The 15,153-nt window shown below is 50.1% G+C and carries 7 protein-coding genes and 1 pseudogene; 3 read left to right on the forward strand and 5 right to left on the reverse strand.

The window, feature by feature from the left end; translation table 11 throughout:
* From ABF86_RS10465 to ABF86_RS10480, 4 genes and pseudogenes are all read right to left on the reverse strand, one after another.
* A pseudogene (locus ABF86_RS10465) lies at positions 1 to 232 on the reverse strand (IS481 family transposase); the annotation flags it as partial.
* A gap of 213 nt (positions 233 to 445) precedes the next feature.
* Positions 446 to 1,405: a polyamine aminopropyltransferase gene (gene speE, locus ABF86_RS10470; RefSeq protein ID WP_074684983.1), complete on the reverse strand. Its 960-nt coding sequence runs from the start codon at positions 1,403 to 1,405 to the stop codon at positions 446 to 448.
* A complete protein-coding gene (speD, locus tag ABF86_RS10475; protein WP_011635434.1) occupies positions 1,405 to 1,812 on the reverse strand; it encodes an adenosylmethionine decarboxylase in 408 nt (135 codons plus the stop codon). Before speD ends, speE begins: the two co-directional genes overlap by 1 nt.
* A gap of 393 nt (positions 1,813 to 2,205) precedes the next feature.
* The gene (locus ABF86_RS10480) at positions 2,206 to 5,646 is read right to left on the reverse strand and encodes an acyl-[ACP]--phospholipid O-acyltransferase (protein ID WP_083341437.1); all 3,441 of its coding nucleotides are present in this window, start codon (positions 5,644 to 5,646) and stop codon (positions 2,206 to 2,208) included.
* Positions 5,647 to 5,892: 246 nt separating this feature from the next.
* Between ABF86_RS10480 and ABF86_RS10485 the strand changes: the two genes are divergently transcribed.
* The 3 genes from ABF86_RS10485 (at position 5,893) to ABF86_RS10495 (ending at position 11,463) form a co-directional block, all read left to right on the forward strand.
* Positions 5,893 to 8,766, forward strand: a complete 2,874-nt coding sequence (locus ABF86_RS10485) for a ribonucleoside-diphosphate reductase subunit alpha (RefSeq protein ID WP_143032847.1) — start codon at positions 5,893 to 5,895, stop codon at positions 8,764 to 8,766.
* A 51-nt stretch (positions 8,767 to 8,817) separates the two neighbouring features.
* The gene (locus tag ABF86_RS10490) at positions 8,818 to 9,951 is read left to right on the forward strand and encodes a ribonucleotide-diphosphate reductase subunit beta (protein ID WP_011635437.1); all 1,134 of its coding nucleotides are present in this window, start codon (positions 8,818 to 8,820) and stop codon (positions 9,949 to 9,951) included.
* Positions 9,952 to 10,098: 147 nt separating this feature from the next.
* Positions 10,099 to 11,463: a transglycosylase SLT domain-containing protein gene (locus ABF86_RS10495; RefSeq protein ID WP_011635438.1), complete on the forward strand. Its 1,365-nt coding sequence runs from the start codon at positions 10,099 to 10,101 to the stop codon at positions 11,461 to 11,463.
* Here ABF86_RS10495 and uca read toward each other — a convergent pair.
* On the reverse strand, positions 11,451 to 15,071 hold the full coding sequence (uca, locus tag ABF86_RS10500; RefSeq protein ID WP_074684984.1) for an urea carboxylase: 3,621 nt from the start codon (positions 15,069 to 15,071) through the stop codon (positions 11,451 to 11,453). The genes ABF86_RS10495 and uca overlap by 13 nt on opposite strands.
* Positions 15,072 to 15,153: the final 82 nt, after the last annotated feature.

The raw sequence follows: 15,153 nt of genomic DNA on the forward strand, positions 1-15,153 counted from the left end.
GTTTGCGAAACGCCACAACAGCGGCTTCTTCTTCCAGACTTAAAACAGTCGAGTGCGACTCTTTGGGGCCCATCGGTGCATCGTGGGTGAATTCCCGCTTCCGCCACTTCGCTACCGTTTTTGGATTAATCCCATGCCGCTTGGCCAGAACATTCAGACTCTCTTGACTATTTTGTATCGCTCGACGCACCGCCGCTGTCGTGCGGGCGCTTCCGTGTAATATCTGTCCCATAAATCATCCCTCCGTAGCTGGTTATATGTTACACCAGCACACCGTGGGACTAAACAGCTAGCTGCAGAAATACCGGAGCGAGAGAAAGTTTTAGAAGAAATTATTGCTTACCTGACGACTATGCAGAGGGTGAAGCACACTCCGCCTGCGAAAAACAGCAAAAAATGATTCTGTTACTGCCGCTGGTAACGATATACAGCACATCCAGTATGTTCAGTCCGGGATGACGGTAACGCCAGGCAATGATTCGGGGTCGTTGATTCCCTCAAGTATTTCACCCCGGTGAATTAATTTAACCGGTCGCTGCAGGATCTCGCGTACAAAATTAGGTTGTGCGAGCAGGGCATGGTGAGTCGCTCCGTTGTAGAGCTGCAAATCCTGCAATCCCTGTTTATCTAGACGTGCATTAACTTCTTCTGAGCTCAGAAGAAGAGGATCAGTCGTGTCGGAAGCCATGGCCATACACCATAACGTGCCGTAGAGCGGGACATACTGCAAATAGGGCCGAACGATGGCAAACACTTTCCGTAACGAAGCGGCAATTCTTGCCATGGGTATCTGCAAATGAATGGGTGATCCGATATGCAGCGAAATTACCCCACCGGGATTCAACAGCTTTTGGCAGGCACGATAAAATTCAACTGTGTAAAGATCGGTTGCTGGCCCGAACGGGTCGGTCAAGTCGAGAATGATCTGATCGAAGCGTTCAACGCTACTTTCAATAAAAGGCAGCGCATCGCCCAGGAGCAGCTCCAGGCGCGGATCATCAAATGCCCCGCGATGAATAGTTGGCAACCATTCTCGCGCCATCCGGATCACCTCACCATCCAGTTCAGCCAGTACCAGGCGCTGCACCCCGGGATATTTGAGTAACTCTTCTGCCGCGCCGCCATCGCCACCACCAACAATCAGGGCGTGGCGCGGTGCACCATGGCTGATGGCAGGCAAATGCACCATGGGTTCATGATAAAAAAATTCATCACGCTCCGAGGTCATGAAACAGCCATCGATGCGCATCACCCGGCCAAACAGTGGATTCTCAAAAATCTCAATTTTTTGCCAGGCTGAGTTTACCTTTGCCAGTTGTCGGCTTGCACGCAGATAAAAACCAAAATCCGGGCTCAGACGCTCTGCTACATAACGCGCTTTATAAGCATTGCCGGATTCTTCCATCACGCACGCTCAACCCGGTGCAGATGCGGATCAGCCGGATTGAAGGCTTCCAGAATGCTGTCGAACAGTTGCTGTGCTTTGGGGCGATTGTCGGATGAATAGTTACAGACATACACATCCAGGGTCACATAACCGGATTCCGGCCAGGTGTGAATGGATAAATGGGATTCTGCCAGTACCACTACACCAGTCACACCGCCTCCTTCGCCAAAACTGTGGAAAAGACTGCCAACGATGGTTAAACCAGCTGCAGTTACGCATTGCTTGCAGAACGTTTCCAGAAAATCAGCATCCAGCATCAAGCGTTCATCGCATGAACAACCGTATAAATCACCAATCAAATGCAAACCCATTGCACTGCGCTTAACGGTAGATGGCATGGATGTAACGGTAATCATAGTATTCATGGATATAACTCCCTTTTCTTTTACTTGGTCAGCAGAACCAGCAAGCTTTTTGCAGCACGAAATTCGTTATCCGCTTGCTATGTAACTTTTGTAGCATGTAAATAGACAGGAAGGCGTGTCGCCGGTCAAGTTGCCAAGCCTTCATTTCGTTGCTGTACAGCACTGTAAGCAAGCAACGCTGGCTGCACTCTGTCCGGCCAGGATTTTTTCAAGCCGCTGATTATAGCGCTCAAACAAGCTGAAACAAATAGCACTTGCCGGAAGAGCAGGTAGTACGGCCATAATTGGCCAGATATCTGTTGTTCATAGCATGATTCGCTATAAAACAGCTATATTCCCGACGATCCGGGCGTACCGCATAATGAAAGGATGATCTGTTTTATCAATAAATCTCTAACCAGGGCTTGTGCCTGGCTGCTGCACCCATTCGTGCAACAGTACATAATCGATTTTACCCGTCGCCAGTAACGGCAGTTTGTCAATGTACAAAATGTTCTGTGGGATTCCCAGTTCGCCCAGATCATTTTTGCTGAAATAAGTGATGATTTCACTTCGATCTGCTTGCTGGCGGGTGGTAATCAGCACAATCTGCTCACCTTTTTTCGCATCAGGACGCTGGATTACGGCATGACCATAACCTGGCCACAGCCGATTGATGGCTTCCTCCACCGCTGTCAACGAGATCATTTCTCCACCAATTTTGGCAAACCGTTTGGCGCGCCCCTTAATGAAAACATAACCTTCCTCGTTGATTTCAACGATGTCGCCTGTATCATGCCAGCCTTCGGCGGGCGGTACGATCATGCCGGGATTGGCGGCCAGATAATAGCCCAGCATCACATTCGGGCCAGATACCAGCAATCTGCCACCCTGGCTGATTCCCGCAACCGGTTCCAGTCTGCTGTGAATACCTGGCAACAGGCGACCCACTGAGCCGGGATGGTTATGCATCGGCGTATTTAAACTGAGGATAGGGGCAGTCTCCGTCGTGCCGTAGCCTTCAAAAATACGTACACCAAAATTTTCCGACCATAGTCTGCGTGTGCTTTCCCGCAATTTTTCAGCACCGGCGAATACATAACGAATGCTGTAAAAATCGTAAGCATTGGCATAGCGCGCATAGCCAGCAAGAAAGGTATCTGTGCCAAACATCAGGGTGGCGTTGGTATCGTAGATCAGCTCGGGAATGATCCGGTAATGCAGCGGTGATGGATACAAAAAGACCCGGATACCGGACAACACTGGCAGCAATGTGCCACCCGTCAAGCCAAAAGAATGAAAGATCGGCAAGGCATTGAATACCAGATCGCTCGGGCCGAAATCAATCCGGGCAGATACCTGAAAGCGATTTGCCTGTAGATTGGTATGGCTGAGTACAACCCCCTTGGGCGTATCTTCGGAGCCGGAAGTAAACAGAACCACAGCCGGTGCATCCGGATCGCGCCGGGAATCCGTCAGACGATAACTTATTCCGGGTAGCCAGCCTGCCACCAGTCCCATCAGCTTGTGCCACCAGTGCACCTGGTGCGGCAGATCTTCCAGATAAATCAGATTGATCTGCTGTGCTTTCAGACTGTCGATCTGCCTGCTCAGTTTTGCCACTTCGATAAATTTGCGTGCAGTAATGACTGTCCGGATTTGTGCAATCCGGCAAGCCATCACCAGATTTCTGGAGCTGGCAGAAAAATTCAGCATAGCGGGCACACGCCCGAAAGCATGTAGTGAAAAAAAGCAAATCAGGTTGCTCACCATATTGGGCAGCATGATCCCCACGTTTTCTTGCGCATGCGTACGGTGGCGCAAAATAGCACCCAGTATGAAGCTGCGGGTGATCAGTTGCGAATAATTCAGCGGATGACGTTCAACATCTTCTGCGATGGTATGTTTTCCGCCATGTGTAGCAGCAGCGTCGAGCAGAGACTGAAATAGGGTTTGCTGCATGGCATTGCTCTGAAAGACAGTGGTGGCCATGATGTCGTATAGCTTTAGCCCGGCTGTTCGGCGGCGGCGCCTGCCACGGATTGAGTCCGGCAGATTAAAGTTTTCTGGCGGCATGACGGTGATGGTGATCCTGGGAAACCAGCGTATTCTCACTTTGCCTTTCAATCTGGAAAAAGGCGTGTATTGTGGGCCTGACAGGCTAACTGGAAGCAATTTTGCATCGACTTTATCTGCAATCATGGCTGGGCCTTCGTAGATTTTCATGAGCGCTCCAGTCATTGTCATTCGACCCTCCGGAAAAATCACCACTCTTTCACCGTTTCTGACTCGTTTGATCAGCAGGCGTGTGGAAAGGGGATTGATCGGATCCACCGTCACCGTATCCGCCAGAAACAGGAATGGCCGAACCCACCATTTCCGGGCAATATCAGAATTGATGGCAAAACACAGGCGCTCAGGAAAACATACGCTTAGCAGTGCGGCATCCAGGAATGACAGGTGATTGGCAACGATCAATACCCTTTCTCCCGCCTGCTGATAATGTTCCAGCCCATTGATCTTCAGACGGTAAAAGGTATGAAAGACCCAATGCAAAATGGATCTGGCCAATTCATACGGCAACAATTTTGCAATGTAGATTGCCACCAGACCATTGAGCAGCGCGATCGTCAGGAATACCTCGGGAACAGTAAAATCCAGTGCCAGCATCACACTGATTCCCAGTGCAGAAACCACCATGAATAGCGCATTCATGATGTTATTGGCAGCAATGGCGCGTGATCGGTGGGAGGCTTCCGCGTAGTTCTGCACAATGGCATACAACGGCACGATGTAAAGCCCGCCACTGATCGAGATGACCAGCAGATCCAGCAGGATTCGCCAATGAGCGAATGATTCCAGAAAACTCAGTGCGCCGATGAGTTCCCCGCTTGCCGCAGGTGCAAGTGACGTGCTGGCAAAATACAGATCAGTTGTGAAGAACGTCATGCCCAGCACACCCAAAGGCACATAAGTGGCAGCCACTTTCCCCTTGAGCAACTTGTCGCACAGCAGGGCACCGATGCCGATCCCCACCGAAAAGAGCGTTAAGAACAGCGTAACAACCTGTTCATTCCCGCCGATAATTTCCTTGGCGAAGGTGGGAAACTGCGACAAAAATGTAGCACCAAACAGCCAGAACCACGATATCCCGAGAATGGCGTGAAACACTGTGCTGTTCTGCCGAGCTTGCTGAATGATTGTGCGCGTGTCTTGGAGAAGATGCCAACTGACTGTTGTATCCACTGCAGCCGGTTGAACCGGGGGAATAAACAGGCTGAATAACCAGCCTGCCAATGCCGCGCCAATTACGATACCGGATACAATCCATCCCCCTTGTTCAGCCAGAATAAGTAATCCACCTATGATTGTACCGAGCAGGATGGCAATAAATGTTCCGGCACTAACCAGCGCATTGCCGCCGATCAACTCATCTTCTTGCAACTGATCCGGCAGGATGCTGTATTTCAGCGGCCCGAAAAAGGCCGAGTGTGTGCCCATTAAAAACAGGATCATCATCAGCAGCATGACGCTGTCCAGATAAAACCCGGCGGCAGCTCCGCCCATCAGAATGATTTCGACGAATTTGACATAGCGGATCAGCCGCGCCTTGTCCCATTTATCCGCCAGTTGACCGGCAAGCGCAGAAAAAACAAAAAATGGCAGGATGAAAATACCGGCCGCCAGCGTAACCATGATCTGTGGGCTCAGGCCCGCGTTGTCCATAGCGGCATAGGTAATCAGGATCACCAGTGCATTCTTGAAAACATTGTCATTGAATGCACCCAGAAACTGGGTAACAAAAAAGGGTAAAAAACGTCTGCTTGAAAGCAGTTTCCACTGACTTGAATGCATGGCAAACCTTCTCGGATAGTGATCTTTTGATTATAGGGAACTCTTCCCGGAAACCATAGCCTCTAATACGGCATCATCTGCTGTTGACAATCGGCATGCACAACAGGTACCATTATTTAACCATTCATACCACAATATATTGTGGTTCAAGCTATTTGACGGTTATCGTCATTTTCATTGCAATTACTTGTTTTTAGTCATTTTTTCAATCAGCAGTACGCCCGGATTGAACAGGAGAAATTGATCATGCAGCTCGCTACAGACGCCCCTTCATCCTCCTCTATTCTCCAGAAAAATTTTCTGGGAGAGATGACCGATTCGCCAGCAACCCGGCAGGATTATTCCCAATATAAAGTGATCCGCCGCAATGGTGCTGTAGTGGCATTTGAGCCGGGCAAAATTTCCATCGCGATGACCAAGGCGTTTATTGCGGTACGAGGCGGACAAAGTGCGGCTTCCTCCAGTATGCGTGAGATCGTGGCACAGCTGACCGGCGAAGTGGTGCATGCGCTGACTCGCCGCCGCCCGGGAGGAGGCACGTTTCATATCGAGGATATTCAGGATCAGGTAGAGCTGGCGCTGATGCGCTCGGGTGATCATGACGTTGCGCGCGCCTATGTGCTGTACCGTGAGGAGCGGGCGCGGGAACGGGCAAGGCAGCAGAAAGAGCAGCCGACTTCTACCCAGGCAGCGGTGTTGCATATTGTGGAAAATGGACAAAGAATTCCGCTGGATCCATCCCGACTGACAGCACGCATTGAATCGGCCTGCCAGCATCTGGGGAATGTCGTCAATGCAGGGTTGATCGTCAAGGCAATGCTGAGAGATTTATATGATGGCGTGCCTGCGGAAGAAGTCAGGAAATCCGCCATTTTATCTGCGCGCGCCTTGATCGAAAAAGAACCTGCCTATAGCTTTGTGACAGCCAGGCTGCTGCTGGACAACATTCGCCATGAAGTTCTGGGTGAAGATGTTTCCCATGAGGCCATGCAGTCACGCTATGCCGATTATTTTCCAGGTTTTATCCGACAGGGGATGGAGGCCGGGCTGCTGGATGAGCGTCTGGGCCAGTTTGATCTGGCACGGTTGTCAGAAACACTGATGGCAGATCGTGATCTGCAATTTGGCTACCTCGGCTTGCAAACCCTGTATGACCGGTATTTTTTGCATATTTCCGAACGGCGTATCGAGCTGCCCCAGGCATTCTTCATGCGTGTTGCCATGGGACTGGCGCTGAATGAAATTGATCGTGAGGCGCGTGCTATCGAGTTTTATCATCTGCTGTCGACATTTGATTTCATGAGTTCAACGCCAACATTGTTTAACTCTGGCACACGACGCTCGCAGCTATCCTCATGCTATCTGAGCACGGTGCCGGACAGTCTTGATGGTATCTACGAAGCCATCAAGGAGAATGCCTTGCTGTCCAAGTTCGCGGGCGGGCTGGGTAATGACTGGACACCGGTCCGGGCAATGGGAGCGCGCATCAAGGGCACTAACGGCAAATCGCAGGGCGTGGTACCTTTTCTCAAGGTGGTTTCGGATACAGCAGTGGCCGTTAACCAAGGCGGCAAGCGCAAAGGCGCAGTCTGTGCCTACCTGGAAACCTGGCATCTTGATATCGAAGAATTTCTGGAGTTACGCAAAAATACTGGTGATGATCGACGGCGGACGCATGACATGAATACCGCTGTCTGGGTACCGGATCTGTTCATGAAGCGTATGCTGGAAGATCAGGAATGGACGCTGTTTTCACCTTCCGACACACCGGATCTGCACGAGAAATATGGCAAGGCATTTGAAGAAGCCTATATTGCCTATGAAGAGCAGGCGACGCAGGGCAGATTGGCGCTGCATAAACGTATCCCGGCCCGGCAACTGTGGCGCAAGATGCTGACGATGCTGTTTGAAACCGGCCATCCGTGGATCACGTTCAAGGATCCATGCAATATCCGCTCGCCACAAAATCATGTTGGCGTCGTACACAGCTCCAACCTGTGTACCGAGATTACGCTGAATACCAATGAAAAGGAAATTGCCGTATGCAACCTGGGATCGATTAATTTGCCGGCACATATTGTGGATGGCAAACTGGATCTGACTAAGCTCAAGCAGACAGTCGCCACGGCCATGCGCATGCTGGACAATGTGATCGATATCAATTTTTACGCAGTAGCAAAAGCGCGCAATGCCAATTTACGCCATCGGCCGGTCGGGCTGGGCATCATGGGATTTCAGGATTGCCTGCATAAACTAGGGATTTCCTATGCATCCCGCGAAGCGGTTGAATTTGCTGATAGTTCAATGGAAGCAGTTGCCTATCACACCTACTGGGCATCTACTGAACTGGCTGAAGAGCGCGGCACCTATGCCACCTATCACGGCAGTTTGTGGGAGCGCGGCATCCTGCCACAGGATTCGCTGGCGTTGTTGCAGGAGGAACGTGGTGGCCATGTGGAGGTTGATACCTCATCCACGCTAGATTGGACCCCATTACGTGAGCGGATCAAGCAATACGGCATGCGCAATTCCAATTGCCTGGCGATTGCACCCACTGCGACAATCTCCAATATTATTGGTGTTTCGGCCAGCATCGAACCCACCTACCAGAATCTATATGTTAAATCCAATCTTTCCGGCGAATTTACGGTCGTCAATCAATCGCTGGTTAATGACCTCAAGAAGCAGGATTTATGGGATGAAGTCATGATCGCAGATCTCAAACACTACGATGGCGCTGCCAGCAAGATCGACCGGATTCCTGAAAATCTGCGTGCTCTTTACGCTACCGCATTTGAGATCGATCCCCGATGGCTGGTTGAAGCAGCTGCCAGAAGACAAAAATGGATTGATCAGGCGCAATCCCTCAATCTTTATATGTCAGGTGCTTCCGGTAAGAAAATGGATGATTTATATCGATTGGCTTGGTTGCGTGGTCTCAAGACAACCTATTATCTGCGCGCCATGGGGGCGACCACTGCAGAAAAATCAACAGTGCATACCGGCACGCTGAACGCGGTCCCTGCACAGCAAAATGGGCATACGGACAGCTCAGGGCAAATCCATTCCGCCACAAAACAGTGCGCGATCGACGATCCTGAATGTGAAGCGTGTCAGTAAGTATTGAAAAATTTCCCCAGATAATTCAAAAATATAAAGAGGAATAAAAGGATGTTGAATTTTGAAGATGAAGTATTTCAGCCGAGAAATATCCCAGCAAGCGTCCCCACACAAAAAACAACTGCTGAACAGCAAGGGCTGCACGAAGAAATATCAGCAGAAAATCATCGCCGGGTTTCCGTAGAAGACAAGCGCATTATTAATTGCAAGGCGGATGTTAATCAGCTGGTGCCATTTAAATACAAATGGGCATGGGAAAAATATCTGTCAGCCTGTGCCAACCACTGGATGCCGCAAGAAATCAACATGACGCGTGATATTGCCCTGTGGAAAGATCCCAATGGGTTGACTGAGGACGAGCGCCGTATCGTCAAGCGTAACCTCGGTTTTTTCGTCACGGCTGATTCACTGGCGGCCAACAATATCGTGCTGGGAACCTACCGGCACATTACCAATCCCGAATGCCGCCAGTATTTATTGCGTCAGGCTTTTGAGGAAGCAATCCACACGCACGCTTATCAATATATTGTCGAATCGATTGGCCTGGATGAAGGCGAAATCTTTAATGCCTATCATGAAATCAAATCGATTCGTGACAAGGACGAATTTCTGATTCCCTTCATCGACACATTGACGAATCCCACGTTTCAGACAGGCACGCTGGAAACTGATCAGCAGCTGCTAAAAAGTCTGATTGTGTTTGCCTGCATTATGGAAGGGCTGTTTTTCTATGTTGGATTTGTGCAGATTCTGTCCCTTGGCCGGCAAAACAAGATGACCGGGGCTGCTGAGCAGTATCAGTACATCCTGCGTGATGAATCCATGCATTGTAATTTTGGCATTGATGTTATCAACCAGATAAAGCTGGAAAATCCACATTTATGGACGCGCGAGTTTCGGGAAGAAATCAGTGCACTCATGCGCAAGGCGGTGGAGCTGGAGTACCGTTACGCGGAAGATACCATGCCGCGCGGCGTACTGGGATTGAATGCACCCATGTTCAAGGAATATCTGCGCTTCATTATCAATCGCCGTAGCCATCAGATCGGGCTTGATCCATTATTTCCCGAAGCAGGCAATCCTTTTCCGTGGATGTCAGAAATGGTTGATTTGAAAAAAGAAAAAAACTTCTTTGAAACTCGTGTAATTGAATACCAGACGGGAGGCGTATTAAGCTGGGATTGAAATACTGATCAATCGATTGCTGATTGAAAAATGGTGTAGAATATTGGACGGGCCGGCTGGTTCACTTTAAAATTCAAAAATAGAGGTGACCAGCCTTTTTTATTTTCAGAAAAAAATTATGCGAGTGAACCGTTCGTTTTATTCCGGATGAAGACAAAATCGAATACCTTACTGGCATTGATTGCCGCAATAGTATTAACGTTTTCTCCTGTTACGGCGCAAGCCGATAGATCTTTAGAAAAAAATAACGGTATTACCGTTCTGGAAACAAAGCCGTATCAGGCACCATTACACAAACAGCAAGATGATCTATGGATGCGCGTACGGGCTGGATTCTCTCTGACCAATACACAAAGCCAGGAAGTTCGACTCCACGAAAGTAATTTCAGTAAAAACCAGCGGTTTATAGATCATGTCGTTGAACGCAGTCAGCGCTATCTGTTTTATATCATCGAAGAAGTGGAGCGACGACATATGCCGGCCGAGATTGCGTTACTGCCGATCATTGAAAGCGCTTTTGACCCGGACGCCTACTCCCACAGACATGCAGCAGGATTGTGGCAATTTATCCCCTCGACAGCAAAAGCATTTGGGCTGGAACAAAACTGGTGGCATGACGAACGACGCGATATTATCGCCGCCACTCAGGCGGCGCTGGATTACCTGCAGATGCTCCACAAAATGTTTGGTAACTGGAAGTTGGCGCTGGCCGCATACAATTGGGGCCAGGGGTCTCTGAAAAAAGCGATTGACGAAAATCATGGTGGGAATAAATCAATCAGCTACCAGCAGATCGACCTTCCCTCCGAAACCAGAAACTATGTCTCCAAGCTGATTGCCATCAGAAATATCATTGCCCATCCTAACCGTTACGGCATCAAGCTGAAACCCATCCCGAACCGGCCTTACTTCGAGCAAATTACAATCACCCAGCAGATCGACGTTCAACTGGCCGCCAGGCTTGCCGGAATTTCAGAAAATGAATTTAATGCCTTGAATCCGGCGTATCACCGGCCCGTCATCAAGGCAGAAGGATCTCCACGCGCCTTGCTGTTGCCCATCACCAAGGTCAAAACTTTTGTAGATAATCTTGAAAATTATGATAAAGCGCTGGTTTCGTGGCGTGTTTATCAGGCTCAGCCAGCAGATACCTTGCAGGATTTATCCAATCGGTATCGCATCCCGGTTGCGAAACTGGCCGAGACCAATGGTATCTCCGAGCGAGCAGTGCTGAAAAAAGGGCAGACACTGCTGGTGCCACGTGACGGCAACAGCATCAGGGAAAGAACCTATCTGGCGCATAACCTACTCAAGACATCAGCGCAGTCTCCCCGGCCAGAACACTTCGTATACACCGTCAGAAAGGGAGATACACTTCAGGCGATTGCCAGACGCTACGGAATTGATATCAACACCGTTCGTTCGTGGAACAAGGGAAGCGACCGGCTTTCTATTGGACAGAAATTGACGCTCAAGCTGACTGCACCCTTCAATAGCCCTTATTCCTCCTGAACAATCAGCAACAGCTGACCGGAACATACATAATCTCCCTGCTTGCAGCTGACTTGTTGCACGATCCCGCTGACAGGCGCACTCAGGGTGATTTCCATCTTCATGGATTCAATGACGATAATCGGATCTCCAATATTGACTGATTGCCTGGTTTCAATCAACAGCTTCCACACGGTGCCAGTCACATCCGAACTGACAGCGTGCGCACCATCCGACAAGCTGACCTCGTTTTCTGTGTGAGTGCTATCGAGCATATTTTCGCCAATATCATCCTTTATATTCTCTGTCTGCCAGCATTCACGCTCGGCCTCAAACGCTTTTTGCTGCCGGGATTTGAATGTCTTGATACTATCTGCATGCTGCTGGAGAAATGCCTGATAAGCGCGCAGACTGAAGACCGTATCCTCTGTGCGCAGCGTGAAGCGACCCGTAATAAAATCTTGACGTAATTCAAGCAGCTCATGCTCGGAAACAGGATAAAACCGGATCTGGTCAAAAAAACGCAGCAACCACGGTTTGCCAGCAGTAAAATCGAGCGTTTGACGATAACGGTTCCACATCTGCACCGTTCTCCCGACAAACTGATATCCACCCGGGCCCTCCATGCCATAAATACACAAATAGGCTCCTCCGATTCCAACTGCATTTTCCGGCGTCCAGGTACGTGCCGGGTTGTATTTGGTGGTGACGAGACGATGACGTGGATCGACCGGTGTGGCAACCGGGGCACCCAGATAAACATCTCCTAGCCCCAGGACCAGATAGCTGGCATCAAAAACAATACGTTTGACCTCATCAATATTCTCCAGTCCGTTGATGCGTCGGATAAATTCAATATTGCTCGGACACCAGGGCGCATCTTGCCGGACTGATTGCATGTACTTTTCAATCGCAAGTCTTGTAGCAGCGTCATCCCAGGAGAGTGGCAGATGTACGATACGCGAGGGGATTTCCATATCGTCAATGGCCGGCAAATCTTGTTCGGCAGCAATGAGCCTGTCCAGGAGCTGGTCACGCGCCAGTAGTCGCGAATCAAAATGGATCTGTAAAGAGCGAATACCGGGCGTAATATCAAGAATTCCGGACAAATTCCCTTGATCGATATGCTGTTGCAGCCAGGTCATCAAGGCGTGTGCGCGGAGATGCAATGTGATATCGAGTACCGCTTCACCATATTCAATCAACAGATATTTGTCTCCTGATTGTCGGTAAACAACCTGCACCTGCCTGTCAGTTGCAGGAATCCGGTGTAATATAGGATTCCCTTGATCAACCGGGAGCATAGGCATATTAGACGCCGCGAGTGCAAAGGCATCCGGTTCCTGAATCATCTTGTCCTGTTGCTGTTCCAGCAGCAGTGCATATTCCACTGTCAGCGGATAAAAGCGCACACTATCACCTGGTTTGAGTTGGCCGATTTTCCATAATTCCGCCTGTACAATCACGGCAGGACAGACAAATCCACCTAAACTAGGGCCATCCAGACCAAGAATGATGGGCATATCACCAGTAAAATCAATCGTGCCGACCGCGTAGGCATTGTCATGGATATTCGATGGATGCAGTCCGGCTTCCCCTCCATCCTTGCGCGCCCATTGTGGCTTGGGACCAATCAGACGCACGCCGGTGCGGCTGGAATTGTGGTGCACCTTCCAGTCCGTCGTAAAAAACATATCAATATCTGCTTCCGTAAAGAAATCCGGTGCGCCATGCGGGCCGTACAACACGCCAATTTCCCAATAGTTGGTGTAATGTGGAATACACTCGGCAGGCAATATGCTGGGTTCAGCTTCTTCTGCAAACCGAATATGCAGCACATCCCCGGTGCGTAGCGCACGCCCGGCATGTCCGCCGAACTGTCCCAGCGTAAAGGTAGACTTACTACCTAGGTAATCCGGCACCTGAATTCCGCCTTGAATAGCCAGGTAGGAGCGGCTACCAGCCTGGCGGATCTTGCCAAACTTTAACAGTGAGCCCGCTTTGATGAAGTGTGACTGCCATTGCGCCAGAGGTTTGCCATCCAAGCAAACATTGATAGGAGCGCCGCATACTGCAATGAGGCTGTTACAGTTGAAGCGCAGTGTGGGCCCGGACAGGGTGATTTCCAGTCCTGCAGTACCATCCGGATTTCCGACCAGCCGATTAGCCAAACGAAAAGCCAGGCTGTCCATCGGTCCGGAAGGCGGCACACCTACGTTCCAATAACCCGTTCTGCCGGGATAATCCTGTACCGTCGTTTGCACACCAGCGTTCAGCACATCCATGGAATGAGGCTGGTAGCGAAACCCGGCAAGGTATTGCGTGCTGACTTGTCCGCTGCGAAATGCTGTTCCGGATAACACCTGTCTGAGGTAATCCAGATTGGTTTCAATGCCATAAAGGGTGGTTTTATCCAGTGCGGTGACTAAACGATCAATGGCCTGATCGCGATCTGCAGCATGCACGATGATTTTGGCCAGCATCGGATCATAGAACGCCGATACTTCGCAGCCTGCGGCCACCCAGGTCTCAATCCGTGCAGTTGCCGGAAATTCGACTGCACTCAACAAACCACTGGAAGGCTGAAAATCTTTCGCCGGGTTTTCCGCATATACACGCGCCTGAATGGAAGTCCCCTGTGGTTGAATATTGAATGATTCCAGCGACGGTAATACATTAGCACCAAGCAGAATCATCCATTCAACCAGATCAATGCCGGTCACCATCTCGGTCACACCGTGTTCCACCTGCAGCCGGGTATTAACCTCCAGGAAATAAAACTGATCGGCAGCGGCGTCGTAAACATACTCCACTGTGCCAGCAGACTGGTATTGAACCGATTCACCCAAGCGCACGGCCGTTTCCTGCAGCGCTGTGCGAGTTACTGGCGACAGGCCTGGCGCAGGGGTTTCTTCGATTACCTTCTGGTTACGCCGCTGCATGGAGCAATCGCGCTCTCCCAGCGCAACCACTTTCCCCCGGCCATCACCAAAAATCTGCACTTCAACATGACGGGCCTGATCAATATATTTTTCCAGAAACAAACCGGCATTGCTAAAGTTGCTTTGTGCCAGATTCCTGACGGATTCGTATGCATCAACCAGTTCCGGTTGGCTGTGGCACAAGCGCATGCCAATACCACCTCCCCCCGCCGTACTCTTCAGCATAACCGGGTAGCCAATCCGAAGTGCTTCCTGACAGGCTATTTTGATACTTTCCAGTAATCCGGTACCCGGCAGCATAGGCACATCAAGCTGCTGTGCAAGCATGCGGGCAGTATGCTTCAGGCCAAAGATACGCATCTGCTCGGGTGTGGGGCCCAGAAAACAAATTCCTTGCGTCGCACATTGTTCTGCAAACCGGGCATTTTCGCTTAGAAACCCATACCCGGGATGGATCGCCTGGGCACCTGTCCGATACGCAGCATCCAGTATTTTATCGGCACGCAGATAGCTTTCACTGGCCAGTCCTTCGCCGATGAAAATACTCTCATCGGCATCCAGCACATGTTGTGATAACGCATCAGCTTTGGTAAAAACCACCACGCTACTGATTCCCATTCGGCGTAATGTGCGGATAATACGGCAGGTGATAGCGCCACGATTGGCAATCAGAATTTTTGTAAACATAGGTTCTCCTACTGTAGGCTCCATATGATTAAACAAGCCATATCATGGTACATGCTGACTATGTCAGCAAAAATAAATACCG

Origin of the sequence: Nitrosomonas sp. GH22 (assembly GCF_009833115.1) — a bacterium.
Lineage (GTDB): Bacteria > Pseudomonadota > Gammaproteobacteria > Burkholderiales > Nitrosomonadaceae > Nitrosomonas > Nitrosomonas eutropha.

Excerpts from the sequence above, each read along its gene's own strand:
- speE (WP_074684983.1), bottom strand. The coding sequence starts at position 1,405 with ATGGAAGAATCCGGCAATGCTTATAAAGCGCGTTATGTAGCAGAGCGT.
- speD (WP_011635434.1), bottom strand. The coding sequence starts at position 1,812 with ATGAATACTATGATTACCGTTACATCCATGCCATCTACCGTTAAGCGC.
- ABF86_RS10480 (WP_083341437.1), bottom strand. The coding sequence starts at position 5,646 with ATGCATTCAAGTCAGTGGAAACTGCTTTCAAGCAGACGTTTTTTACCC.
- ABF86_RS10485 (WP_143032847.1), top strand. The coding sequence starts at position 5,893 with ATGCAGCTCGCTACAGACGCCCCTTCATCCTCCTCTATTCTCCAGAAA.
- ABF86_RS10490 (WP_011635437.1), top strand. The coding sequence starts at position 8,818 with ATGTTGAATTTTGAAGATGAAGTATTTCAGCCGAGAAATATCCCAGCA.
- ABF86_RS10495 (WP_011635438.1), top strand. The coding sequence starts at position 10,099 with ATGAAGACAAAATCGAATACCTTACTGGCATTGATTGCCGCAATAGTA.
- uca (WP_074684984.1), bottom strand. The coding sequence starts at position 15,071 with ATGTTTACAAAAATTCTGATTGCCAATCGTGGCGCTATCACCTGCCGT.